Source organism: uncultured Pseudoteredinibacter sp., assembly GCF_947502065.1.
Taxonomy (GTDB): Bacteria; Pseudomonadota; Gammaproteobacteria; order Pseudomonadales; family Cellvibrionaceae; genus Pseudoteredinibacter.
The window spans coordinates 73,804-99,019 of record NZ_CANMYE010000006.1 but is presented as its reverse complement, the minus strand read 5'-3'; the positions used below and the strand labels follow the sequence as shown (position 1 = coordinate 99,019).

The 25,216-nt window shown below is 46.9% G+C and carries 19 protein-coding genes; 6 read left to right on the top strand and 13 right to left on the bottom strand.

The features are described 5' to 3' along the window. The first annotated feature begins 40 nt into the window (after positions 1 to 40). The 5 genes from Q1A41_RS15620 (at position 41) to Q1A41_RS15600 (ending at position 5,768) form a co-directional block, all read left to right on the top strand. Complete coding sequence (locus Q1A41_RS15620) at positions 41 to 2,179, top strand: 3-hydroxyacyl-CoA dehydrogenase NAD-binding domain-containing protein (RefSeq protein WP_299980879.1); 2,139 nt, start codon at positions 41 to 43, stop codon at positions 2,177 to 2,179. Positions 2,180 to 2,285: 106 nt separating this feature from the next. After that, positions 2,286 to 3,428 carry an acyl-CoA dehydrogenase family protein gene (locus Q1A41_RS15615; protein ID WP_299980878.1) on the top strand — a complete coding sequence of 381 codons (1,143 nt, stop codon included), beginning with the start codon at positions 2,286 to 2,288 and terminating at the stop codon, positions 3,426 to 3,428. Positions 3,429 to 3,542: 114 nt separating this feature from the next. Continuing rightward, positions 3,543 to 4,724 carry a CaiB/BaiF CoA-transferase family protein gene (locus Q1A41_RS15610; protein ID WP_299980876.1) on the top strand — a complete coding sequence of 394 codons (1,182 nt, stop codon included), beginning with the start codon at positions 3,543 to 3,545 and terminating at the stop codon, positions 4,722 to 4,724. A 189-nt stretch (positions 4,725 to 4,913) separates the two neighbouring features. Continuing rightward, positions 4,914 to 5,492, top strand: a complete 579-nt coding sequence (locus tag Q1A41_RS15605) for a Crp/Fnr family transcriptional regulator (RefSeq protein ID WP_299980874.1) — start codon at positions 4,914 to 4,916, stop codon at positions 5,490 to 5,492. A gap of 90 nt (positions 5,493 to 5,582) precedes the next feature. Further along, entirely contained in the window at positions 5,583 to 5,768 is a 186-nt protein-coding gene (locus tag Q1A41_RS15600; RefSeq protein ID WP_299980872.1) for a DUF2892 domain-containing protein, read from the top strand. A gap of 8 nt (positions 5,769 to 5,776) precedes the next feature. Here Q1A41_RS15600 and Q1A41_RS15595 read toward each other — a convergent pair whose 3' ends face one another. Continuing rightward, a complete protein-coding gene (locus tag Q1A41_RS15595; RefSeq protein WP_299980870.1) occupies positions 5,777 to 6,424 on the bottom strand; it encodes a helix-turn-helix transcriptional regulator in 648 nt (215 codons plus the stop codon). A 243-nt stretch (positions 6,425 to 6,667) separates the two neighbouring features. On the opposite strand from Q1A41_RS15595, the gene Q1A41_RS15590 reads away from it, so the two are divergent. After that, positions 6,668 to 7,510 (top strand): acyl-CoA thioester hydrolase/BAAT C-terminal domain-containing protein, encoded by an 843-nt coding sequence (locus Q1A41_RS15590; RefSeq protein ID WP_299980868.1) that lies wholly within the window; start codon positions 6,668 to 6,670, stop codon positions 7,508 to 7,510. 11 nt (positions 7,511 to 7,521) lie between these two features. Here the strand turns inward: Q1A41_RS15590 and Q1A41_RS15585 are convergent, their stop codons facing one another. The 12 genes from Q1A41_RS15585 to Q1A41_RS15530 all read right to left on the bottom strand — a co-directional run bounded on the left by Q1A41_RS15585 (position 7,522) and on the right by Q1A41_RS15530 (position 25,066). After that, positions 7,522 to 9,144, bottom strand: coding sequence for a methyl-accepting chemotaxis protein (locus Q1A41_RS15585; protein WP_299980866.1), 1,623 nt, complete (start codon positions 9,142 to 9,144; stop codon positions 7,522 to 7,524). A 416-nt stretch (positions 9,145 to 9,560) separates the two neighbouring features. Next, a complete protein-coding gene (locus Q1A41_RS15580) occupies positions 9,561 to 10,268 on the bottom strand; it encodes an NINE protein (RefSeq protein WP_299980864.1) in 708 nt (235 codons plus the stop codon). A 152-nt stretch (positions 10,269 to 10,420) separates the two neighbouring features. Next, positions 10,421 to 11,857 (bottom strand): FAD-dependent oxidoreductase, encoded by a 1,437-nt coding sequence (locus Q1A41_RS15575; RefSeq protein WP_299980862.1) that lies wholly within the window; start codon positions 11,855 to 11,857, stop codon positions 10,421 to 10,423. 14 nt (positions 11,858 to 11,871) lie between these two features. Beyond that, the gene (gene gltB / locus Q1A41_RS15570; RefSeq protein WP_299980860.1) at positions 11,872 to 16,311 is read right to left on the bottom strand and encodes a glutamate synthase large subunit; all 4,440 of its coding nucleotides are present in this window, start codon (positions 16,309 to 16,311) and stop codon (positions 11,872 to 11,874) included. A gap of 298 nt (positions 16,312 to 16,609) precedes the next feature. Beyond that, on the bottom strand, positions 16,610 to 18,337 hold the full coding sequence (locus Q1A41_RS15565) for an AAA family ATPase (protein WP_299980858.1): 1,728 nt from the start codon (positions 18,335 to 18,337) through the stop codon (positions 16,610 to 16,612). A gap of 45 nt (positions 18,338 to 18,382) precedes the next feature. Next, positions 18,383 to 19,462: a 3-dehydroquinate synthase gene (aroB, locus tag Q1A41_RS15560; RefSeq protein ID WP_299980856.1), complete on the bottom strand. Its 1,080-nt coding sequence runs from the start codon at positions 19,460 to 19,462 to the stop codon at positions 18,383 to 18,385. 77 nt (positions 19,463 to 19,539) lie between these two features. Beyond that, positions 19,540 to 20,046: a shikimate kinase AroK gene (aroK, locus tag Q1A41_RS15555; protein WP_299980854.1), complete on the bottom strand. Its 507-nt coding sequence runs from the start codon at positions 20,044 to 20,046 to the stop codon at positions 19,540 to 19,542. Further along, positions 20,047 to 22,227 carry a type IV pilus secretin PilQ gene (gene pilQ, locus Q1A41_RS15550; RefSeq protein ID WP_299981026.1) on the bottom strand — a complete coding sequence of 727 codons (2,181 nt, stop codon included), beginning with the start codon at positions 22,225 to 22,227 and terminating at the stop codon, positions 20,047 to 20,049. 67 nt (positions 22,228 to 22,294) lie between these two features. Beyond that, a complete protein-coding gene (locus Q1A41_RS15545) occupies positions 22,295 to 22,816 on the bottom strand; it encodes a pilus assembly protein PilP (RefSeq protein WP_299980851.1) in 522 nt (173 codons plus the stop codon). A gap of 2 nt (positions 22,817 to 22,818) precedes the next feature. After that, positions 22,819 to 23,430, bottom strand: coding sequence for a type 4a pilus biogenesis protein PilO (gene pilO / locus Q1A41_RS15540; protein WP_299980849.1), 612 nt, complete (start codon positions 23,428 to 23,430; stop codon positions 22,819 to 22,821). Then, positions 23,430 to 23,999, bottom strand: coding sequence for a PilN domain-containing protein (locus tag Q1A41_RS15535; RefSeq protein WP_299980847.1), 570 nt, complete (start codon positions 23,997 to 23,999; stop codon positions 23,430 to 23,432). The genes pilO and Q1A41_RS15535 overlap by 1 nt, the downstream gene beginning before the upstream one ends. Beyond that, positions 23,999 to 25,066 carry a pilus assembly protein PilM gene (locus tag Q1A41_RS15530; RefSeq protein ID WP_299980845.1) on the bottom strand — a complete coding sequence of 356 codons (1,068 nt, stop codon included), beginning with the start codon at positions 25,064 to 25,066 and terminating at the stop codon, positions 23,999 to 24,001. The genes Q1A41_RS15535 and Q1A41_RS15530 overlap by 1 nt, the downstream gene beginning before the upstream one ends. Between the last annotated feature and the right edge of the window lie 150 nt (positions 25,067 to 25,216).

Here is a 25,216-nt window from a genome sequence, read left to right as displayed (position 1 = left end):
TTAATTAGCTGTAGCAACAGACAGCCAAGAGAGAAAAATTATGAGCTCAGTACAATTTGAAAAAGACAGTGACAATATTGTCCATATGATTTTGGATCGCAAGGATGGCTCGGCCAATGTAATGGATGCCGCCTTCCAAGCCGATTTTTTTGATTTCATCAAGCAACTAGAAGCTGAAGAAAGTTGGGATGGCGTTATCGTTCGCTCGAAAAAGAAAACCTTTTTCGCCGGTGGTGACCTAACCGCACTAATCCAAGTGCAGCCTAGCGATGCCCAGCAATTCTTTGATGAAGTTGAAGCCCTGAAAAAAGCCATGCGCAAATTGGAAACTATGGGCAAACCTGTAGTGGCCTGTATTAATGGCGCGGCCTTAGGCGGCGGATGGGAAATCGCCCTTTCTTGTCACCACCGTATTGCGCTATCGAAAGGCGTAATGCTAGGTCTACCTGAAGTAACTCTAGGCCTACTGCCTGGCGGCGGCGGTGTAATCCGTATGACTCGCCTACTAGGCTTGCAAGGCGCCATGCCTTATTTGCTAGAAGGCAAACAGTTCAAACCAGAAAAAGGCCAAGAGCTGGGCTTGATTCACGACATCGTCGATACTCCTGAAGAAATGCTGGCAAAAGCTAAAGCCTTCATTAAAGCAAACCCTGAGTGCACCCAGCCATACGACGTTAAAGGCTACAAGGTACCTGGCGGCAAGCCAAGCAGCCCCGCACTGGCACAAATGCTACCGATTGCACCGGCTATGCTACGCAATCAAACCAAAGGCGTTTTGCCAGCTCCAGAAGCTATCATGTGCACCATGGTTGAAGGTCTGCAGGTAGATTTTGATACCGCGACTCGCATCGAGACACGCTACTTCACCACTTTAACCACCGGCCAGATCAGCAAAAACATGATCGGCACTTTCTGGTTCCAGCTTAATGAAATTAAAGCCGGCCGCGGTCGTCCTGATGGTTTCGAACAAAAACCTGTTAAGAAGGTGGGCATCCTAGGTGCTGGCATGATGGGTGCTGGTATTGCTTACTCTTCTGCCATCAAAGGCATTGAAGTTGTACTAAAAGATGTTAGCCAGGAGAACGCCGATAAAGGCAAGGCCTACTCAGAAACCCTACTTAACAAAAAAGTTAAGCGTGGCCGCATGAGTGAAGAAAAGCGTGATGGCATCCTTGCTTTGATCACGCCTACAGCAAACGCCGAAGATCTTCAGGGCTGCGATTTAATTATTGAAGCCGTATTCGAAGAGCGCGGCCTAAAAGCCACTGTAACCAAAGAAGCCGAAGCACAAATCGCTAGCGATGCCGTATTTGCTTCTAACACTTCTACTTTACCAATTACTGGCTTGGCAGAAGCTTCTGAGCGTCCAGATCAATTTATTGGCCTGCACTTCTTCTCACCAGTAGATAAGATGCCTTTGGTTGAAATTATCTGCGGTGAAAAAACTAACGATGAAACCCTGGCACGTGCTTACGATTATGTACAGCAAATTGCCAAAACGCCTATCGTTGTTAACGACAGCCGCGGCTTCTTCACCTCTCGCGTATTTGGCACGTTCACCCAAGAAGGCATTGCGATGGTAGGCGAAGGGGTTAGCCCGGTATCGGTTGAAAATGCCGCATTCCTATCTGGTTATCCAGTTGGTCCATTGGCGGTAATGGATGAGGTTACCCTGACCCTTTCTGCCAAAGTTCGTAAGCAAACCATTGCCGATATGGAAGCTGCTGGCGAGAGCTACACCGCCCATCCAGCCGATGCCACGTCTGATGCAATGCTAGAGCAAGATCGCGCTGGTAAATCTACCGGCGGTGGTTTCTACGACTACCCAGAGAACGGTAAGAAAAAGTTGTGGCCTGGCTTAGATCAGTTCTACAAGGCTGATGCACAGATCCCATTGCAAGACATTAAGGATCGCATGCTCTATATCGAAGCCGTAGAAACCGCTCGCTGCTACGAAGAGAGGGTTCTGACCAGCGTACGTGATGCTAATATTGGTTCAATTATGGGCATTGGCTATCCAGTTTGGACAGGTGGTGTTCTGCAGTTTATCAACCAAACCGGTTTGAAGAACTTTGTAACCCGCGCGCAAGAACTTGCTGATAAATATGGTGAACGCTTTACTCCACCAGCCTACTTGGTAGACATGGCTGAAAAAGGCGAAGTTTTCCAAGACAGCTAAACGCGCTTGCCTTCCTTGCAAGCTCAAATAGCCCGACTCTGTCGGGCTATTACTATTGAGTAGCCTTCAATAGTTCACCACCCCTATTAAGATTTGAGAAAAAATTATGATCCCAAGAACAGTATATGAGCCAGAGCACGAGCTGTTTCGCGAAAGTGTCCGTAAATTTTTAGAAGTTGAAGCTGCGCCCTATCACGCCCAGTGGGAAAAAGATGGCCAGGTTGATCGCGCCCTTTGGAACAAAGCTGGCGAGCAAGGTTTCCTTGCTCCAACCATACCTGAAGAATACGGCGGCGTAGGTGTAGACTTTCGCTATAACGCTATTGTTGATGAAGAAGTGTCTCGCGCAGGTCTTTCTGGCATTGGCTGGGGCTTACACTCTGATATCGGCGTGCCTTACATTTTGAATTACGGCAGCGAAGAACTTAAGCAGAAATACATGCCTAAGTTTGTCAGTGGTGAAATGGTTACCGCCATCGCTATGACTGAGCCTGGTGCTGGTTCTGACTTACAGGGTGTAAAAACCTCAGCCGTACTCGATGGTGATGAGTGGGTTATTAATGGTTCTAAAACCTTTATCACCAACGGTCAGCATGCTGATGTAGTGATCGTAGTTGCCAAAACCGATCCAGATGCTGGCGCCAAAGGCACCAGCTTAATTTTGGTTGAAGCTGGCACGCCAGGCTTTGAAAAAGGCACTAACCTTGAAAAAATCGGCATGAAAGCTCAGGATACCTCCGAGCTATTCTTCCAAGATGTGCGCGTACCAAAGGGTAACCTGTTAGGTGAAGAAGGCATGGGCTTTATCTACCTGATGCAAGAGCTACCGCAAGAGCGCTTATCTGTAGGTGTTAACGCCATCGCCAGCGCTCGCTCTATCCTAGATCAAACTGTTGAATACGTGAAAGAGCGAAAGGCTTTTGGCCGCTCTGTAGCTACCTTCCAAAACACTCAATTTAAATTGGCCGAGCTTGATACCGAAATCACATCGGCTCAAGTTTTTGTTGACCGCTGCTTAGAGCTTCACGTAGAAGGCAAACTGGATGTGCCAACAGCTGCAAAGCTAAAACTACTTAGCACCGATTTGCAGTGCAAGGTTATCGATGAGTGTTTACAGTTGCATGGTGGCTATGGCTATATGTGGGAATACCCAGTTGCCCGTGCCTATGCCGATGCACGAATCCAAAAAATCTATGCTGGTACCAATGAAATTATGAAGTTAATCATTGGTCGTACCCTACTCGACTAATTGAGTATATGGCACCACGGAAATGGTGCTGAATAATATAGCTATTTGTTTTCGGCTACCCATTGGGTAGCCGTTTACATAAAGACAACCGTATTTTCGATTCAGGAGTTCTCCATGAGCGGCCCACTAAGCGGATTAAAAATTCTAGATTTTTCAACCCTTTTGCCAGGACCTTATGCGACCCAATTATTAGCCGATATGGGCGCCGAAGTGTTGCGTATCGAGTCACCAACACGTCCAGACTTACTGCGCTTTGCGCCACCGATGGTCGGTGAAATCTCTGCGGGCCATGGCAGTATCAATCGCAATAAACAGTGTATCGCTCTTGACTTAAAGCAACCTGAATCTACAGCCATCGTTAAAAAGCTACTACAAGAATACGACATTGTATTGGAGCAGTTTCGTCCCGGTGTAATGCAGCGCCTTGGTTTAGATTATCAAACCCTAAGTGCTGAAAAGCCCGAACTGATTTACTGCTCGATCACCGGCTACGGTCAAACCGGCCCCCTTAAAGATCGTGCAGGCCACGATATTAACTATTTAGCGTTAGCAGGCCTTGCCAGCTATAGCGGCCGCAAAGACACTGGGCCTATTTTATCCGGCACTCAAATTGCGGATATTGCTGGCGGTACTCACCATGCCGTTATGGGTATTCTAGCGGCAGTTATTGAGCGCCACAGCAGTGGCAAAGGCCAGCACATCGATATCAGCATGAGCGATGCTGCTCTTGCACTTAGCACTACGGCTGGTGCAGGCCATTTAGCAGGTGATAAGGCCCCAGAACTTTCTGGCACCATGTTGAACGGCGGTATTTTCTACGACTACTATGAAACCTCTGACGGTCGCCATATTTCTGTGGGCAGCTTAGAGCCGCAATTCTGCAAGCAATTGTGTGAGGCCCTGGGCAAAGCAGATTGGTTTGAGCGTGCAATGAACTACAGCCCTGATGTGCAAGCTGAGCTAAAACAAGATTTGATTATGGCATTTAAGCAAAAGAGCTTTGCTGAATGGCGCGAAATCTTCGCGGCTTTGGACGCCTGTGTAGAGCCGGTGCTAGACCTTGGCGAAACCGAACAGCATCCACACTTTCAAGAGCGTGGTATGTATATCGAGATTCCAGCGGCCGATGGCCAGCAGCTACGCCAGATTGCCAGCCCCATTAAATTCAGTGGCTCGCAAACCGAATACCGAAACGCCGGCCTACCGATTGGCGCCAATACCGAGGAAGTATTGCAACAACTCGGTTATGACAGCGCCGCAATTACAACATTGCGAGAAGCAGGCGCTATCGCTTAGAGCATTGCAACTTAAAAATCAGATAGCTAAGACTTTAGCTGTCTGATTTCTTGTTTTTAGTAAAACCTTTGATATATCGCATCACCTTCGCTTCTCTGAAAAGCTAACTTTACCCCATTCCAGTGGACCAATAGTTCAGTAGATCAATAGTCCAGTAGATCAGTAGCCCATCAGCTAGAAGGCCCCAAGGTGATTCTCTCTTATCTTAGCCAGCACCCTCAATTTGAAGCTCCTGCAGGCTCAGTGCTACTTAGCCAAGGCCAGGCCTGCAATGACGCCCTGATATTAGCCAGCGGTCGCCTAAAGGTAATTGCGCGCAGCCCCGAAGGGCGAGAGCTATTACTCTATAGAATTGAACCAGAGCAATTTTGTGTACTGAGCACGGCTTGCTTATTAGGCCACGATCCATTTCCAGCCGAGGTGATCTGTGAAACCGATATTTCAGCGACTGTTATCCCCAAAGCTGAATTTCACCGCTTAATCGCAAGCCAGCAGAGCTTTCAAGAGGCCGTTTTCCGCGGCTTCAGCGAACGCCTTTACCAACTCATGGCCCAAATTGAATCGGTAACGTTAACAGCCTTAAAGCCACGCCTGTGGAAATATCTACAAAATCGCATCGGAGAACAGCAAAGCTCCCAGTTAACCCTCACCCACCAAGAAATTGCTGTAGATATTGGCTCATCAAGAGAAGTTATTAGCCGGCAATTAAAGACGCTAGAACTAGAGGGGCTGATAGAGCTTTCCAGAGGAAAAATCACGCTACTTTAAGGCGATTCAAAGGCAATGTGACTTTGTCACTGAAGCACACCTCAAAGCGGCTTAGGATTGGCTTCGTAAATAGCTACTGGAGAAAGCCGCATGAAAAATGAAGGCACTATCGATCGCGTAATTCGGATTACTATTGGCCTCGCCATACTAAGCTTAGCTTTTTTTGGGCCACAAAGCCCGTGGGCTTATATTGGCCTAATACCGCTATTAACCGGCCTAATCGGCTTTTGCCCACTTTATAAGCTTGTTGGTATCAAAACCTGCACTAAGTGCTAGCAGCACATTCAATCAGCCCTGTCTTGCTGCAGGGCTATAGCCCCATCTATAGCTTCTTTTAAATAATTTGGCTCATCGCTGCCCAAGCGAATGACTGAGCCAGACTTAAGCCGTATTTCCACAGCCAATAAACCGGAGACGTTATACATCCAGCCGTCTCCAAGCATTCGAATTCCCCAGCCCATTAAGGCGCTGTTTCTTACCACTTCACTACTCGCTATCTCAGAGACAGAAAGCTCTTTTTTCCAAAAACGCGGGCCGAAATACCATCGAACCCGCTCTTCAGTAACACTTATACTCAAGCTAAAAAACAAAATCATTGGCACTATAGCGCCAACAAACAAAATGACCAATCCAACCATTGGCATTCCAGGTAAGGGAGAAATTAACGCCAAAACAAGAAAACAAATAACCCACATCAGGTACCCCAATTGAGTATGCTGATAGGGCTTAAAAATCGCTTCCTCTTGAGTTAAAAAGCTTTTATTAACATCAAACGCTGAAGCAATGGCCCCGATGGAGTCCATAGAAGCTACGCCACTACTCTCAATTCTTTGAATAGTGCGTAAGCTTAAACAGCTGGCCTCAGCCAACTGCTCCTGGGACCAAAGCTTGTCTTTGCGAAGACGCTTTAGGTTGTGGCGATTAATTTTCATCTCCATATTCTGACTTACCTTAAGTAATTAATCTATAAGGAAAATCTAGCCTTTTTCCATACGACATTTCTACGCCAGCTATACGACACGCAACTATTTTGATTGTTTTTCATTCAGCACAAACGATTACAGAGCAGCCGTAGAGCTCATTTACCCAATGGGTAGGTGCCTAGATAAATTGCCAATGTGCCATTGTCTATTTTGACTCGTCTAAATGGGAAAGATCATAGTGAAGGCATTACAATGTATAAAACGATAATCACATTGCTAACTAGCTTGTCAGTAAAAGCGCTGGCTGCACCGCTACCTACCGCAATACAAAAACAAAACTTCGTCGCAAATTATTACCCCGGAAATCAAGATAAAACGCCTGTTTTGGTTTTGGAGGGCTCCGGCTCTGGCATCCCCAAAGTACTGGCCGAAAAAATATCCCAATTAGGGCACCCGGTATTGGCTTTGGCTTACTATAAGGAGGCCAAACTGCCAAAACACATAGAAGCAATTCCGCTGGAATATTTTGAGCCCGCTAAAACATGGTTGTTAGAGAAGAACCACAGTAAAGAGTTAGCGGTTGTTGGTTGGTCTAAAGGCGCCGAGGCCGCCCTTTTGCTATCAACGCTGGATGAAAGAATACGCAAAGTTGTTGCGATAGCGCCAAGCCATGTTGTGTGGCCTGGAATCGTACCAGGAAAGAGTTTTCCTAACTCAAGCTGGACGATGGGAGATCAACCCTTGCCTTATGTTCCCTACAAAGCTAACGGTAATATTCGCAGCTTAGTCGATCTCTATAGCAACTCTCTCAAAGATACCGCGGCGGTAGAAAAAGCAGAAATCGACCTCGAACAGAGTCAGGCCGATCTATTACTTTTTAGTGGTGGCAAAGACAGTGTTTGGCCATCTAAAACAATGGCCGACTTAATTTGCAAGAAAGCGCGTCAGAGTAAGGGCGAAAAGAGCTGTGTGCATCACCATTACCCTAACGCAGGTCACTTGCTGGACGCCTCGATACCCTTAGATGGCGATCCGCTAGCAAACCAAGAAGCCGATAAAGAAAGTCGCTCTCTTATCCAGGCATTTTTACGCTAAGTGCGAATCACCTAAACTCTGTAATAGGCGATCTTTTCACTAATCGCCGTGGAGAGCTCCTGTAGCTCTCCACTGGCTTGTAATTGCTCGGCTGCTAGCTGGTTTTGTGTCATAGCATCTGCCTTTAGTTTTTCGATAAACGCTTCTACGCCGTTGGCAGCTTCACTTTGTTTTGAAGCAGAGAGATTCAACTCTACGTTTTTTTCTGAAATATTGGATATATCTCCGGATAAGCCTTGCCAGATTGCAGCAATCTCATTGGTTTTCTCTGCGGCAAAATTGGTTTTTTCCTGGCCAACCTTCATCGCTTGCACGCTTGACTCAGAGCCTTTACGCAAGTCTTCTAATATTGAAGCGATCTCCTGAGTCGACTGCTGTGTTTTTTGGGCTAAGCCGCGAACCTCATCAGCAACCACCGCAAAGCCTCGCCCCTGATCCCCAGCACGAGCCGCTTCAATTGCTGCATTTAAGGCCAATAGGTTAGTTTGTTCTGCAATGCCCTGAATAACACTCATCACTTCATCAACACGCACTACTCTCTCTGACAAGGCACTCACTGATTGGTCCGCATGCAGAATATCTTGCTGCAGCGCTTTCATTAGTTCATCCACATGATCAACAACAGAGCTGGCCTGCTCAGCCTTTTCGAGAGTAGTTTCAGTCATTTCTTTAGTATGGCTTGCGGTATCGAAAGCACATTCAGCACTGGCTACCAAGGTGCTGATTTCATGGGATGCTTGGGTAGACTGAGCAACCTGCTCCTCACTTGCCTGGGACTGCATATTAGATTGCTGCTCAAACTTGTGCGCCGTTTCATTGAGGGCGTACGAAGTTTTATTTAGAGACGACATTAAGTCCCTCATTTGCACAGTGAGATCCGCTGTGGCTTTATTCAGCAAGCCGATCTCTCCTCGCCCATCGCGTGAAACCTTTATCGAAAGATCACCTTTTGAAAGACCACTGATATTACTCGCTGTATTACGAAGCGGCTTTAAAACCTCACGCTGTAAGATCATGTAGCTGCCAAACATGACCAATGCACCTGTTAGCAACGTTAAAGCGACCGCATAAATAACGACTAATTCAGACTCAGCCACGGTAGCATCACTGCTCTTTTTCGCAACAGCGTTTACTTGTTTTGAAATTTCATCTAGAAGCTTTGAAGGTGCTCTATCGATTCCTTTTACGGCGACATCACCGGCACGATGGCTGTAACCAGAGGCGACAAACTCCTCAAAACCTGTACGATAAGCCTGCCCCATTTTTTCATGTTCTGCGAGAAACTCACGAACCTGCCCCTGCAGTTTAGGATCAAAATCCAAAAGAGTGACGAGCTGTCTGGCAATTTTTTGAACACTCTCTTCTTGCTTTAAAAACTTGCCCCAGTATTTTTCTCTCTGCCCATCATCAGCACCACGGATAAGTACGTTCTTCCATTCTTGTACCTGGCGTTTAAATTCGATATTTACTCTATCCGCCCCGTGTATAGCCGCGACTTCATGGGACAAAAGGGACCCGAACTTTTCCAAATCGGCTCTCAGCTTGTAGGTGGAAAAAAGAGAAGCAATTAATAGAAGTAAAATACTGGCAGCTATAACACCCAGTACCATGGTTTTGATATCGAACTTTTTCATCCGTAAAGCACCTCGTTCAAATACGACAGCAGCTCCATCTCTGGTAACCGCTATAAAAATATTGCTAAAACTACTACCCCTGACCGCCAACTATCGTGTAAAACCCACTCACAATAGCCATGAGGAACTGCGTCCCCACATCGAATAATCCGAAGAAAACTAGGGCTATTAAGATAATATGGTATAGACAACATTGGCTATGACCGCCCCAAAAAGTGACAGTCGGTAGATATTTGATAGTTTACGTGCCAAATTAACTGAAATTAGAAAGGTCTAATTTAGAAAAGACTGCTGTGGTACTAAGAAGTACTCGCGATTTATCTGGAATATAATCAGCCATTAGACAGCCAACAAAAAAAGGAGCCTAAGCTCCTTTTTTTGTGGCAAGAGAAAGTTTCGAAAAGAGGCTCAATTGGCTACTGGCGGCACTCCTGCGGCAGATACTTAGCTTCAATCGTTGACTCTACACAAGACCATTTAATTCCGGTATTTGTGCTGCTTGATTTATAGATAAATGAACCGCTAAGGCCAGTATCTTTTGCCATATTAATAATAATATCACCCTCTTCAATTCTCCGATCCGCCAAGAGTGGATTATTCAAGGCCGGCAGCTGTAAATCTTCCGTCATTGGCCAACGTTCATTTTCAAAAGCAAATTCCTCTACCAATGGGATTATTGCCTTTGCTTCAGCGTGGGCCGCCACAACCTTTGCCCGCAAGGTATAGTCGTGATATGCAGGTATTGCGACAGCTGCCAATATCCCAAACACCACAAACATCGGCAAAAATAGAACGAAAATAACGACTCCCCCACGCTCACTGCCTGCTGATAGGCCTTGGTTGTACTTCGCGTTCCAGTTTTTTTGATCAGTGGCGAGAAAAACAACCCCCTCAATCAATCCAATCAACGCGGGAATATAAGTCCAAAAGAACAGCAGATAAAACACACCCCACCACTTACCCAAGTAAAAGCGGTGAAGGCCAAACATTCCTGCCACTATAGCTAGAGTTGCCGCAGCGACTCGACTTTTGTAAACAAATTCTTCCTGGATCAATCCGCATTGACCGCAACGAATTTGACCGGGGCTTAATTCACCTTGACATTCCTGACAATGTTTCGACATATAACAGATCCTTGTTTTATTTGAGCTGATAAGCTGAACTCAATCTAACACATCAGCTTTGTTGAGGTGATAATAATTCCGTATTATTTTTGTATTGTTAAAACGTAAAAAGGGAGCCTAAGCTCCCCCTTTAATTTAGCCATAAAACGAACTTAAACCTGCAAGTAGTCCAATATACCTTCAGCAGCTTGACGACCTTCCCAGATTGCCGTCACAACCAAATCAGAGCCACGCACCATATCACCACCGGCAAATACTTTAGGGTTACTGGTCTGGAATTTATACTGCTGCTCTTCAGCGGCTTCAACACCACCCCAGCTATTAATTGTCACTCCATTACCGGCAATCCAATCGGCAGGGTTAGGCTGAAACCCAAATGCGATAAGCACTACATCGGCGGGAATCACTTCCTCGGAGCCTTCAATAGGCTGAGGACGACGGCGACCATTTTCATCGGGCTCGCCCAACTCTGTGGTGACTACTTTAATGCCTTCAACCTTACCATCACCAACAATCTCAACCGGCTGACGATTGAAAAGGAAATTAACACCTTCTTCTTTAGCGTTGGCTACTTCGCGAACAGATCCTGGCATATTGGCTTCATCACGACGGTAAGCACAAGTCACGCTGCGCGCCTGCTGACGGATTGAGGTGCGGTTACAGTCCATAGCGGTATCGCCACCGCCTAGAACCACAACACGCTTGCCGGCTACAGAAATATAGTCATCGACGTTTTTCTCGAAGCCCAGATTACGGTTTACGCTAGAAACCAAGAAAGGTAAGGCATCGTAAACGCCTGGCAGATCTTCACCTGGAAAACCACCCTTCATATACTTATAGGTTCCCATACCCATAAATACCGCATCGTACTCTTCCAGCAGTTGTTCCATGCTGATGTCTTTGCCAATTTCAGTTTCTAGGCGGAATTCCACACCCATCTCGGTGAAGATTTCGCGGCGACGAGTCAGTACAGATTTTTCCAGTTTAAATTCTGGAATACCGAAAGTTAGCAAGCCACCAATTTCCGGGTATTTATCAAATACTACCGGCTTAACGCCGTTGCGAATTAATACATCAGCGCAGCCTAAACCCGCAGGCCCCGCACCAATGACGGCCACTTTTTTATCGGTCCAAACCACCTTTGACATATCTGGACGCCAGCCCATAGCAAATGCGGTATCGGTGATATATTTTTCGGCATTACCAATGGTTACTGCGCCAAAACCATCATTTAGCGTACAGGCGCCTTCACACAAACGATCCTGCGGGCAGACTCGACCGCAAACCTCAGGTAAGGTATTGGTTTGATGGCTCAACTCCGCAGCTTCAAAAATATTGCCTTCGCTGATGAGCTTCAACCAGTTAGGAATAAAGTTATGTACCGGGCACTTCCACTCACAGTATGGATTACCACACTCTAAGCATCGATGGGCCTGATTGCTAACTTCCTTTTCAGTGAAGGATTCATAAATTTCCACATACTGTGTTTTGCGGGTATGAATCGGCTTCTTCTGCGGATCGTTACGACCCACATCAATAAACTGAAAATTATTACTTAAACGTTCTTGTTTGGCGTTAGGGTTTTTCATGATGATCCCTCCGCTTATTCAGTATCAGATTGAGTTTGCGCCAACAAGCTGCCCAAACTGGCGGCCTTAGGCTTCACGAGCCAGAACTTACCGACGTAATCGTCAAAGTCCTCATACAACTCTTGGCTCCACTCACTGCCGGTTTCTTCGGCGTGCTGAGCAATCAGGTTGCGTAGGTGGTTACGATGATCTTCGTAGTTTTCGCCACCAATGCGACGAATTTCCACCAGCTCATTATTAAAGCGGTCAACAAAACCGCGATCCAAATCCAATACATAGGCGAAGCCGCCCGTCATACCCGCGCCGAAATTAACACCGGTTTGACCCAGAACTGCTACTACGCCGCCGGTCATATATTCACAGCAGTGATCACCAGCGCCCTCAACAACAACCTGAGCACCAGAGTTACGAACCGCTAAACGCTCACCAGCTTGGCCTGCCGCGAGAACCTCACCACCGGTTGCACCGTATAAACAGGTGTTACCCATGATGGAGGTTTCTTTCGATTTAAAGGCGCTGCCCCGTGGCGGCATTAATACCAGCTTACCACCGGCCATGCCCTTACCGACGTAATCGTTGGCATCACCTTCAAGATAGATATTCAAACCACCGGCATTCCAAACACCCAGCGACTGACCGGCCACGCCATTTAATTTAACGGTAACGGGCTTATCAGACATACCTTGGTTGCCATAACGCTTGGCAATTTCACCCGACACACGAGCACCGATGGAGCGATCGCAGTTGGTGATCTTAAATTCAAACTCACCGCCTTCTTTCGCTTCGATGTTAGCGATCATATCGCTCACCATCTGCTCGGCCAGCTCACCCTTATCATAAGGGTCGTTCTGCGCCACCTGACAGAATTGCGGTTTTGTTTCTAGATAATCGTCAGTATGAATAATTGGACTTAGATCCAAGGCCGCTTGTTTATCGGTCTTAGCTTCATCAATTTCCATACGATTCACTTGGCCAACTAGCTCTTCCAAGCTGCGCACACCCAGAGCGGCCATCCATTCACGGGCCTCTTCAGCAACAAAGCGGAAGAAGTTCATGGCCATTTCCACTGTGCCAATGTAGTGATCACGACGCAGCGCTTCGTTTTGAGTCGCTACACCGGTGGCACAGTTGTTCAGGTGACAAATACGTAGATATTTACAACCCAAGGCAACCATTGGCGCGGTACCGAAACCAAAAGTTTCTGCACCCAAAATCGCGGCTTTAACCACATCCAAACCAGACTTCAAGCCACCATCGGTTTGCACACGCACATTACCGCGCAAGTCATTGGCTCGCAGTGTTTGATGGGTTTCAGAAAGACCTAATTCCCAAGGCGAACCGGCATAGCGAATCGAAGTTAAAGGCGATGCTGCGGTACCACCGTCGTAACCCGAGATAGTAATTAAATCGGCATAGGCTTTTGCAACACCAGCCGCAATGGTACCTACGCCAGGGCGCGACACCAGCTTAACGCTGATCAGAGCATCGGGGTTAACCTGTTTCAAATCAAAAATCAGCTGAGCCAAATCTTCGATAGAATAAATATCGTGATGCGGCGGAGGAGAGATCAAAGTCACACCTGGCACCGAGTAGCGCAAGGTAGCAATCAAATCGTTTACCTTACCACCAGGCAACTGACCACCTTCACCAGGCTTCGCGCCTTGGGCAACTTTAATTTGCAGTACTTCAGCATTTACCAAATAGTGAGGCGTTACACCAAAGCGGCCAGAGGCAATTTGCTTGATCTTCGATACTTTATTGGTACCAAAACGCTTAGGATCTTCGCCACCCTCACCGGAGTTAGAACGACCACCTAAGGTGTTCATGGCTTCGGCTAAGGCTTCGTGTGCTTCAGGTGATAATGCCCCTAAAGACATAGCCGCCGAATCAAAACGCGCCACGATGTTTTCCATCGGCTCGACTTCATCCAAAGGAATCGGCTTGGCGTCTTTAAGTTTTAGCATATCGCGCAAGGTTGCTACCGGGCGCTCATTAACGAGATCGGCGTACTTTTTCCAGACGCTGTAATCACCGGTTTTAACCGCTTGTTGCAAAGTTTGTACAACATCGGGGTTAAAGGCGTGATACTCCTGGCCGTGAACATATTTCAACAAACCGCCTGGCTCGATCGACTTGCGATCAATCCAAGCAATGGTATCCAGTGCTTCTTGCTCAGCCTGCAAATGTTCGAAGCTCGCACCTTTAATACGCGACGGCGTACCTTTAAAGCACAGATCAACAATCTCTTCGTTAAGGCCGATAATTTCAAACAGCTGTGCACCACGGTATGAGCCAATGGTAGAGATACCCATCTTCGATAGGATCTTCATCAAACCTTTATTGATACCCTTACGATAGTTCTTCAGCGCGGTATCGTGATCCACTAGCAGTTCGCCCGTGTGAATCAAATCCGATAACACCTGATAACTCAGATATGGGTAAACCGCCGAAGCACCGTAACCAATTAAGGTAGCAATCTGATGCGAGTCGCGGGCGTAAGCGGTTTTGGTAATAATATTTGAATCACAACGCAAACCCGCGTTGATCAAACGGTGGTGTACCGCACCTGTAGCTAACAAGGAATGGATCATGCCCATGCCTTGCTCAGGGTAGCCATCACTCAGGATAACGATCACCGCGCCTTCGCGTACAGCTGCTTCAACATCGTCACATAATTTAACGATGGCTTCTTTCAAGCTGTGAGTTGCAGGATCGTAGCGCAGGCTAAATTGCTGAGTACGATAATCTTTATTGTTCATCTCTCGGATGGTGTAAAACTTACGCGGCGATAAAACCGGGCTGCGCAAATTAATACGTTTACCGTGCGATGGAGTTTCTGCAAAGACATTGAGTTCACGACCAAGCTGCGTACCCAAAGACATAACAATCGCTTCACGTAGTGGATCGATTGGTGGATTGGTTACCTGGGCAAACTGCTGGCGGAAATAATCAAATAGATTACGGGTCTTGCCAGAAAGCACGGCCATAGGGGTATCGTCACCCATCGAGCCCGTGGCTTCCTGCCCCAGTTCAGCAAGCGGGCGCAATACTTGATCACGCTCTTCAAAGCTTAACTGGAACATTTTCATATAACGCGGCAACTCTTCGCGAGGCATGCCTTCTTCGTAAGCTTCCGCTTCCAAAGTTGCCTCAATTTTTAAGTTGCCCTCTTTCAGCCACTTGCGATAAGGCTGACGAGTTTTTAGCTGCTCATTAATTTCATCAGTGTCGAGAATCTCACCACTTTCAGTGTCGATCGACAACATATCACCAGGCCCCAAACGACCTTTGGCAACAACATTTTCTGGCTGATAACCATGTACACCCACTTCAGAAGCTACCGTGATGACATCATCATCGGTTAACACCCAACGAGAAGGGCGCAGGCCATTTCGATCTAGCGTACAAACCGCGTAGCGGCCATCAGTCATTACCAAGCCCGCTGGACCATCCCAAGGCTCAATATGCATAGAAATATACTGATAGTAGGCGCGCTCTTCTGGGTCGATAGACTCTACATTGTGCCAGGCTGGCGGCACCAACATGCGCAAGGCATGGTGCAGAGGTAAGCCACCCAACACCAGAACTTCCAACATATTATCTAAGCTGGAAGAATCCGAACCTTCGGTATTTACCACCGGCGCCACTTCGGCCAGATTCGGAAGTAGTTCAGATTGGAATTTAGGCGTACGCGCGCGGGCCCAGTTGCGGTTACCCATGATGGTGTTGATCTCACCATTATGAGCCAACATACGGAATGGCTGAGCCAAGTTCCACTGCGGCATGGTGTTGGTAGAAAAGCGCTGGTGGAAAACCACAATTGCAGTCTCAAGGCGCTCATCAGCCAAATCTTTATAGAATGCCGGAATATCCTTCGGCATCATCAAGCCTTTGTAGGACAATACTGAAGAAGACAGGCTGGAAATATAAAAAGCCTTATCGTCTTTTAAGGCTTTATCCGCACGGCGGCGCGCCATATACAATTTGGCATTTAATGCTGGCAGCGAACATTCAGCGTTTACAAAGACCTGATAAAAGCTAGGCAAGCTTTCAAGCGCAATCGGGCCCAAGCAAGACTTATCTACAGGAACTTCGCGCCAGCCTGCAACGTTTAGGCCTTCTGCTTCAATTTCAGCAGTAACCGCGTCACGAGCAGCCTGAGCCAAAATCGGATCTTGGCTTAGCATTACCGAGCCGATGCCATAGTTGGCGCTCAGTTCAAAGCCATTCTCTTCAGCGATGATTCGCAAAAAGCTATCTGGCTTTTGCATTAATAGGCCACAACCATCACCGGTAAGGCCATCAGCGGCAATACCACCGCGGTGGGTCATACAGGTTAATGCTTCAATAGCCGACTCTAGTAGGCTATGGCTCACCTTTCCTTTGGTGTTTGCGATTAGGCCAAAACCGCAGTTGTCTTTAAATTCGTCTAAACGATAGAGTCCAGTAGTCATGCTCTGTCTCTCTTCTTGCTATGGCGGAATGCTCGCTTCTTTCTAATATCAGTAGCGCCTCAACATTAAGACACCGCTAATTCACTATTCCGCGCGATGAGTGCATTACTGGTTCAGCCTCTAATATTTTACGGCGGGCTGATACCAGCACAAAACTGTGCTTCCCAGACAAAAAAGCCCCTTAAGAGAGGGGCTTTGATGGCATTTGGGCGCTGAATATTAACTGTAGACTTAGAAATAAGCAAGTCGAACTAATGGAATGTTCGGCCATGATCGGGCAAAGTTCGCAAATATGCTGCTAAATGCCCCTAAAAGAGCGTATATCTGCCTTAATGATTTTCAGCGACCTGGCCCAAGCGCCGCTACTTCGCTGCCTAGATGGCAATTTGCTCTGCGCCTGCTCAACTTGCTCCCAAGTATCAAAGCCCGGCTGAACAATCACATACCAAGATTTGCCATCGCGTTCGCGGTTAAATATTTTGAGATCTGCGCGATTCGACTGAACTCGCATGAATTTTTCCACCTGCTCGGTGGTTCGAACAGCAATCAACTGTAAAACATAGGCACTGTCTGATAGTCGCAGTAAATACTGTTCATCTTCGGTAAAAACACTTAGATCAAACGCAGGATCCATCCCTATTCGTGCCAACTCCTCTTGGCTATACGCGGAGTAATCGATTTGACTATCTTGCAATTCATTGACATCGGCCAGCGCCATAGCGCTAAGCTCATCGTCATTCAGGTCATCGCTCGGCAGTTCAGGCTCAGCAACTTGCTGCGCCATTTGCTCTGCAGAATGACTATCATTTTGTGGTAATTCATTACCTTGCGGTAGCGCCTGCCGAGCAGCCGCATCAAGCCCCGCAGCTTCTAGCCTCTCCTGTGCAGCACCTTCAGCAGCATCAACTAAAACTTCGGACTCAGCCTGCTCAGGCAAAGCGGCTTCTTGCAGCTCAAGGTCACCACCATCACTTACTGACGCATCATTACTAGCAATTGTTGGCTCAGAAGGCGTTAGGGCTTCGTTGATCAGGTTTTCAGCATCATCAATAAATTCGGCTGTTACCGCTTGCTTATCAGAAGGAGCTTCACTTGCTTGAGAAACCGCTGAACTTTGCGTCTTCGTTGAAGCCTTTTCGGCCTGCATCAATTCAGGCTGATTAGTATTATTGCCCTGCCACCACTGCTCTAATTCAGCGCGGTAAACAAAAGCGGTAGCCAGAATTGAAAGCAAGGCACCAACACCCAAAACATGCCAAGCAGGAAAACCTTTCTTTGCAGCCGTGTTGTTGTAGAGGCGGTTGATTAGTAGGTTTTGGCTCAGCACATCAATTTGCGCAGGCAACCCTCCAGATGCTTTAAAAAGCTCTTTGAGCTCCATATCACTGAATAGCTCGGGGCCATCATAGCTTGCCGCCGCTAATTGATGATGAATGTAACTGGCCAGCTGCGACTGAGAAAAACGCTCTATGGACTTCTGATTAACAATAACATCAGCCACGTCGAACTTGCTTAAGCGCTCTGCCAAGCCGGGCTCGGCAAAGACTACCACGTTCAGCCCTAGATCACCGGCCTGCTGTCCTTGCAGTAAGCCCATCAATGCTAATAGGGCCCTATCATCAAGCTTATGAGCCTGATCAACCAAAACAAACATTGAGCGAGAAGATGACTTAACATGTTTGCGCAAATGCCCCAGCATGGCACCTGAAGTTTGCCCCTCAACCAGGTCTACGCCCAGCTCAGCAGCTAGCAACATCAGCATTTGATCAAGACCAGCAAGTACCGGGCCGTCCAGCTGTGATATCAGCGCCCCGTCATCACAACGCTTTGAAAACTCCTGCAGAAGAGCGGTCTTACCTATGCCCGCCTCACCTTCGACAACTATGACGCCAGAGCCGAAGTCACACCAATGTTCAATCTGGTCTAACAGCTCAGCTCGCTCGGAGGTTGAGAAAAAGCCACCTTTCCCTACAAACGGCTCCGCGCTAAAACCATAGTAATCTAAATATTCGGCCAGAGTATCCACTCAACCCCCTGCTTCGACTTTAATATGTCCACCTCAATTATGAATTCAGATGCGACAAGCCTCAATAGTTGCTATCAGCTCTTCTTTGCTTACATCTTCCGTTATGACAGCCTTGCCTAACTTAGACAATAACACCAAACGCAAACGGCCATCTAAAACCTTTTTATCCACCGCCATTAACGGTAAGAATTCTTCGGCTGTCATAGCAGCCGGGGTCGTCACAGGCAGATTTGCGGCCTCACTTAGCTTTTTGTTTCTATCGATAAGCTCTGCATCCACCCAACCCTTGGCAACAGACAAGGTAACGGCCATTTGCATACCAATGGCCACCGCCTCACCATGCAAATATTCTCCATAGCCCATATGAGTTTCGATCGCATGGCCAAAGGTGTGGCCTAGGTTTAAAATCGCTCGCAGGCCAGATTCTCGCTCATCCTCTGCAACAACATCTGCCTTAATCTGGCAGGAACGCTCAATGGCATAGCTCAAGGCCTGTTGATCGCCTGCATTCAAGGCCGATATATTATCTTCCAACCAGCCGTAAAAAGACTCATCGGCAATCAAACCATACTTGATCACCTCCGCTAGACCGGCAGCTAACTCCCTTGCTGGAAGCTGCTGTAAAACCGCGCTATCAGCGATCACACAATTGGGCTGATAAAAAGCCCCAATCATATTTTTACCCAAAGCGTGGTTAACCGCTGTCTTACCACCAACACTTGAATCCACCTGAGACAAAAGCGTTGTGGGCAACTGAATAAAGTCCACACCACGCTGATAGCAGGCGGCTGCAAAACCTGTCATATCACCGATAACACCACCACCCAATGCCAACAAAGTGGTTTTCCGAGTATGGCGCGCCTGTAACAGTTCATCAAAGATCAGATTCAAAGTATCCAGCGTCTTAAATGCTTCTCCGTCAGGTAATATCACCTCGGTATAATCATACTCTAGCAACGCGGGCTTAAGCTTTGGCAGTAGTAACTTTGCCAAGGTGGTATTAGTCACCAGGCAGACTTGCTTGCCCTTAATGTGAGGGGCAAGCAACGCTTTATCAGCAAGAATATTAGGACCAATATAAATCGGGTAACTGCGATCGGCTAGATCGACATTTAAGGTACGCATGATTAAATCCGGCAGTAAAGTTTAGCCGACAAAGAATACCAGAAAAACCAAGGGAACAATAAACCGAGAGAAGCTATTTACGCCTCTTCCACCAAGGTTTCTGCGACTTGCTTGGGTGTCTTGCCATCGGTTTCGATAATAAAATCGGCAACCTCTCGGTAAAGAGGATCACGCAACTCCAACAGCTCGATGATTTTCTGCTTGGGGTCATCCACTTGCAACAGCGGGCGTTTTTTATCTTTATCAGTACGACGCACCAGCTGATTTACAGATGCTGTCAGATAAACAACATGACCATACTTATTAAGCAGTTTGCGATTTTCCTCTCGCATGATGATACCGCCACCGGTTGCGATAACTAAATCATCCTGCATACAAAGTTCGGCAAGAGTATTACTTTCACGCACGCGAAAGCCCTCTTCACCCTCGATATCAAATATCCAAGAAATATCAGCACCAGCGCGATCTTCTATTAACTTATCGGTGTCGTAAAAGTCACGCTGTAAGGCAGACGCCAAAAGGCGCCCGATAGTTGATTTGCCGACCCCCATGGGGCCGACTAAAACGATACTCTTCACAAGCAATTATTCGACAAAACTATCCGCTAATATTTTGGGCGTTATAAAAACTAGCAGCTCTCTTTTTTCTCGAACCTCGAGATCCTTTTTAAATAAACGCCCCAGATAGGGAATATCCCCCAGCAAAGGAACCTTCGTGGTGCCTTTGTTCACCTGATCCTGAAATACCCCACCCAATACAATGGTTTGGCCATTTTCTACTAGCACCTGAGTAATTACGCGGTTGACATCAATAAGTGGCTCACCGTTTGAAAGAAAGCTACTAATCTCATCCTGAGTGACAATCAAATCCATTATTATGCGGTCATCAGGAGTAATTTGTGGTGTCACTTCTAACTTCAACACTGCCTCTTCAAACGAAGTTGTATTACCGCCGCTACCCGACTCTTGACGAAATCCAATTTTCTGCCCGGATGAAATTTCAGCTTGCTGCTTATCACCTGTTACAACCTTAGGTTGCGACACAATCTCAGCAAAACCAGAGTCCTCAAGCGCACTAAGCTCTAAACCTATTGAACCATTATCGCTACTCAACCACATTGCAATAGAACCCGCTGCATTAGCCACACCCAAATCAACCATATTCGCTTGGTCGATTGTTGGTGTCCAAACACCATTATCATCAAAGTTATCTGAAGAAAAGGCCTCTGTAGAGCCCGAGAACAGCCCACTTCGTTGACTCACGGTTTGCGTCCGGAAAACCTGCTGGCCATTTCCGTTAAACGTTGCATTGCCATTTGAGTCTAATACTGGCACTCGCTCGGTAGTTGACCGTATCTGGTGCCTGCCCACAGCCTGCCACCTAACGCCCAACTCCTTTCGATAATCAGTGTTAGCAACAACAATCCGCGCCTCGATCAACACTTGGCGCACAGGAATATCAACCTGCGCAATAACCTTGCGGAATTTCTCAATTTTCTCTTCGGTATCTGTCAAGATAATTGAGTTAGTTCTTTCATCTACAATAGCCTGCCCGCGCTCTGACAAAATGCTGCCGGTAGAATTACCATCTTGATTGCCACCACCACCTTCACCGTCGCCAGTACGCTTATTAAAAAGTTTGAACAGTTCACGTGCATTTGCATACCTCACACGAATATATTCGGTTCGTAGCGGAGCCAACTCTTCTAACTGCTTTTGAGTTTCCAGCTCAAGACGCTCACGCTCAGCAATTTCGGCTGCAGGCGCCACCATTAATACATTGCCTACCTGACGCTTGTCTAAGCCCTTTGTCTTCAGCACCAAACTCAAGGCCTGGTCCCAAGGGACATTATCTAACCTCAAAGTAATACTGCCACCAACCGTATCACTAGCCACCAAGTTCAAATCGGTGATATCAGCAATTAGCTGAAGCACTGAACGAACTTCAATATTTTGAAAGTTTAGAGATAACTTTTTACCCACAAACTCAAACTGCTTTTTGCGCTCTTCTCGCTCTACACGAGTCAAAGGCTTAATCGACACAACATACTGATCGTCTGCTTGATAAGCCAAATAATCATATTCTCGGCTTGTCTCAACAATTACTTTTGTGCTGCCACCATCATAACTGGTATCGATAAAAGAAACCGGTGTTGCAAAATCAACCACGTCTAAGCGTCTTCGCAAGTCGGCAGGAATCGAAACTCCATCGAAGTTTAAAGTAAGCTTGCCGCCCTTAGAATTTGCATCAATGTTCACATTAGGGTCAGACAAACTAAGTATTATTTTGCCCTCACCCTCCTCACCACGTCTAAAGTCCAATGAGGTAATGGCGCTCTCATAGTCACTCTGCGTATTCGCAGACGAACTAGATAGCGCAGAAGCTAAACTAGACCCAGGCTTTGAATATTCACTTGTACTTGCACCGCTGCCCATCTCCACTATCACATCTGAGCCAGCAAGCCTAGTTGAATAGTTTACCAACTCATTCAAGTTGACGATCATGCGAGTGCGACCGCCGCTAGATAGCACCACCACACTGTTCGCCGAATCGAAAGAGACTGGAAACTTTTTCTGCGTTAGCAAGCTCTCTACACCAGGAAAATCCAGAACCACACGAGCCGGCTTTTCAATGGTATAACCTTTGGGTGCATCAGGCTGTTCATCAAACTTCAGCTTGATTTCAAATCTTTGCCCTGGCAATTCAGCAAACTGAATATCGGTGAGCTTGCTCGCAAAGGAGGAAGTCGCCAAAGAGGCAAGCATCGCGATTACCGCGAGGCGCCCTTTTACAAGGCTTATGGATCTAAGCAGCGAAAACATAATCAATTCCTTATTCTTCCTCTAGTTTGAGAACTCGGGGGCGCTCTACCCAGCCACCCAAGTTATCTGGAATAATTTCCACAATATCTAATTGCCCATGACTGGTATTAATTACACGACCATGGTTTTTACCGACATAGTTGCCAGTGGAAACGCGATAAACCCCGCCTTCACCATCGGAAACCAATGCCCATAAAACATTATCTTTTTCAATGGTACCAACCATCTTAAGAGCCATTAAAGCGAAACCCTCAAGAAATTCTTTTTCTCGATTAAAATCAGGCTCAACACCCACTGAGTTGCCTACAAACTCCTGCTGCTGCTCTTCCTTTAAACGCTCAAAAGGGCTGCGCAATTTAATGGCAGCATAGCTAAAGGCTTTATAAGGGCGAAACTCCGGTAACGGCTCGATACGACCACGCGGACGCCGCTTAGTCTCTTCAATATAATCGCGCAAATCTTGGTGCTGCCCTTCAAAAGAACAGCCCCCAAAAGCGAATAAAGCCATGATTAAAACTGTATATCGCACCATGCTTAATCGTCCTGACTCTTATAGCGGTAGGTTTTGGCAATAATGTTCATTGTTAGCTCGCCGCGCTCACCGCTGCTAATGTCATAATTATGCAGAGTAACAATACGAGGCATGCCTGCTACCCCACTCACAAAACCACCAAGATCATGATAGCCGCCACTTACGGTTATCGATATTGGTAACTCAACATAAAATTCTTCGGACTTTTCTTTTTGCAGTTCAATACTAGAGATAGTTAAACCGCTCTCGCTGCCTTTTTCATCAATATCTTCTAGTAAGCCGGGAACCTCAGTATCGCTTGGCAACTGCTTAAGTAAAGCACCGAATGAGTCTTCCATTTCCTGCATCTGTTTGCGATAAGCCACCAAGTTTGCTGACTCAAAGGCTTTACGCTCAAAGTTCGCCTTAAGGTTAGCCTCTTCAGAAATTTGATTTTCGAGACTAATCTTCAAATCACTTATAAAGACATAATAGGTAACGCCAAAAACAATCGAGATAGCAATTAATGCGACAAGGATACGACCAACAAGTGGCCAAACACCTATTCTTTCAAAATCGAGCTCTGCAAGATCAAAGCTTTGCAATTGCTCCATAAAATCGGACATGCCAGACATTACTTACCGCCCTCCGATTCATCTTTCTTTGGAATAGCCGCTTTGACAGTCATACTGAACTCACTAGCTTGCTCACCGAGATCGGGCTTAGCGGTTACTGAGTTTAAGTTAGGATCCTGAAACCAAGCTGAACTCTCAAGATTTCTCATGAAGGTGGACACTCGGTTATTTGATTCGGTTACACCTTCCATACTGATGGTATTGCCATTGCGTTTCATGCTGATGATGTAAATACCATCCGGCACCATGCGAACAAACTCATCAAAAGCCCGCACAATTACTGGACGCAGCCCCTGCAACTCTTGAATGACTCGCATACGTTCCAGCAGTTCAGAGCGACGCTTTTTAAGCTCTTTGATCTCGGACACCTTGCTTTGCAAGATAGCAATCTCGTCATTCAGCATTTTATTACGCTGGTTCTGCGCATCAATGTCTGCCTGCACTGAAGAAACCCACAGATAAGCTAAAGCTGCGGCAATGACTATCACCCCAGTTAAAATAGTCAAATACTCTTGCTTGCGCCGCGCTCGATATTCGTCGCGCCAAGGTAGTAAGTTAATATTAGCCATTACTCGTACTCCCTCATCGCCAAGCCCGCGGCAATCATCAACGCAGGCGCATCATTGGCTAGGGCCGTCGCATTCACTCGCGGCGATACCGACATATTGGCAAATGGGTTTGCCACCATGGTCATGGTGCCAATTTTCTCTTCGATTAAATCACCTAAGCCTTCAAGCGCAGCAACACCGCCAGCTAGAACAATCAGATCGACATCGTTATATTGGCTTGAAGAGAAGAAGAACTGCAATGAGCGAGTTACCTGTTGAACCACGGCATCTTTAAATGGTTCTAGTACTTCAGATTCATAGTCATCCGGCAAGCCACCCTGCTTTTTAGCAAGGCCCGCTTCTTCTGCGGATAAACCATAGCGGCGTTGAATTTCTTCGGTTTGTTGCTTACCGCCAAATAACTGCTCACGGGTATAAACGGTTTTACCATCCACCAGCACACTGAGAGTCGTCATGGTGGCGCCGATATCGACCATTGCCACAACCTGACCGTCCTGGTGCTCAAGCTGCTCGGCGATCAAAGAGAAGGCGCGCTCCATGGTGTAGGCTTCAACATCGACCACCTTGGCGGTTAAATCTGCCTTTTCTAACACATCGACACGCAGGTCAACATTCTCGCGCCGACAAGCCGCCAGCAAAACTTCCATCTGCTCTGGGTTGTTCTTGGACACCCCTTGCACTTCAAAGTCGATGGACACTTCTTCTAACGGGTAGGGAATATATTGATCAGCTTCTAGAGAAATCTGAGTCTCTAAAGCGTCCTCCGAAAGGCCTGACGGCATTTCGATTACCTTGGTGATTACCGCAGATCCAGCAACCGCGACTGCGGCGAGCTTTTCTTTGCTCTTGGATTGCTGCACCACAGCTCTAACCGCATCGGCAACCCCATCAGGATCATTGATGTTTTTTTCCACCACCGAGCCAGGCGGCAAGGCTTTCACGGCGTAGCTTTCCACGCGATAACTGTCCCCTTGCCGGCTAAATTCCAGCAATTTCACAGCGGTGGAGCTTATATCCAGACCAATGAGTGGCTTGGCCTTGGACTCCAAGAATCCCAGAATGCCCATTTTTTCAATCAATATCCGTGACTTATGAGATAATCATGTTATAGCACTTGAACTGTGTGCTGCAACAACCTTTGTCATAGGTAATGGCTTAAAAAGCACTTATAATGCCCCTTTCTTGGCAAATTGCCGACTATTACCGTTTAAGAACTA

Excerpts from the sequence above, each read along its gene's own strand:
- Q1A41_RS15600 (WP_299980872.1), top strand. The coding sequence starts at position 5,583 with ATGAAAAATGAAGGCACTATCGATCGCGTAATTCGGATTACTATTGGC.
- pilO (WP_299980849.1), bottom strand. The coding sequence starts at position 23,430 with ATGTCTGGCATGTCCGATTTTATGGAGCAATTGCAAAGCTTTGATCTT.
- aroB (WP_299980856.1), bottom strand. The coding sequence starts at position 19,462 with ATGCGTACCTTAAATGTCGATCTAGCCGATCGCAGTTACCCGATTTAT.
- Q1A41_RS15535 (WP_299980847.1), bottom strand. The coding sequence starts at position 23,999 with ATGGCTAATATTAACTTACTACCTTGGCGCGACGAATATCGAGCGCGG.
- Q1A41_RS15595 (WP_299980870.1), bottom strand. The coding sequence starts at position 6,424 with ATGAAAATTAATCGCCACAACCTAAAGCGTCTTCGCAAAGACAAGCTT.
- Q1A41_RS15585 (WP_299980866.1), bottom strand. The coding sequence starts at position 9,144 with ATGAAAAAGTTCGATATCAAAACCATGGTACTGGGTGTTATAGCTGCC.
- Q1A41_RS15575 (WP_299980862.1), bottom strand. The coding sequence starts at position 11,857 with ATGAAAAACCCTAACGCCAAACAAGAACGTTTAAGTAATAATTTTCAG.
- Q1A41_RS15610 (WP_299980876.1), top strand. The coding sequence starts at position 3,543 with ATGAGCGGCCCACTAAGCGGATTAAAAATTCTAGATTTTTCAACCCTT.
- Q1A41_RS15545 (WP_299980851.1), bottom strand. The coding sequence starts at position 22,816 with ATGGTGCGATATACAGTTTTAATCATGGCTTTATTCGCTTTTGGGGGC.
- pilQ (WP_299981026.1), bottom strand. The coding sequence starts at position 22,227 with ATGCTTGCCTCTTTGGCGACTTCCTCCTTTGCGAGCAAGCTCACCGAT.
- Q1A41_RS15615 (WP_299980878.1), top strand. The coding sequence starts at position 2,286 with ATGATCCCAAGAACAGTATATGAGCCAGAGCACGAGCTGTTTCGCGAA.
- Q1A41_RS15620 (WP_299980879.1), top strand. The coding sequence starts at position 41 with ATGAGCTCAGTACAATTTGAAAAAGACAGTGACAATATTGTCCATATG.
- Q1A41_RS15530 (WP_299980845.1), bottom strand. The coding sequence starts at position 25,066 with ATGGGCATTCTGGGATTCTTGGAGTCCAAGGCCAAGCCACTCATTGGT.
- Q1A41_RS15580 (WP_299980864.1), bottom strand. The coding sequence starts at position 10,268 with ATGTCGAAACATTGTCAGGAATGTCAAGGTGAATTAAGCCCCGGTCAA.
- gltB (WP_299980860.1), bottom strand. The coding sequence starts at position 16,311 with ATGACTACTGGACTCTATCGTTTAGACGAATTTAAAGACAACTGCGGT.
- Q1A41_RS15590 (WP_299980868.1), top strand. The coding sequence starts at position 6,668 with ATGTATAAAACGATAATCACATTGCTAACTAGCTTGTCAGTAAAAGCG.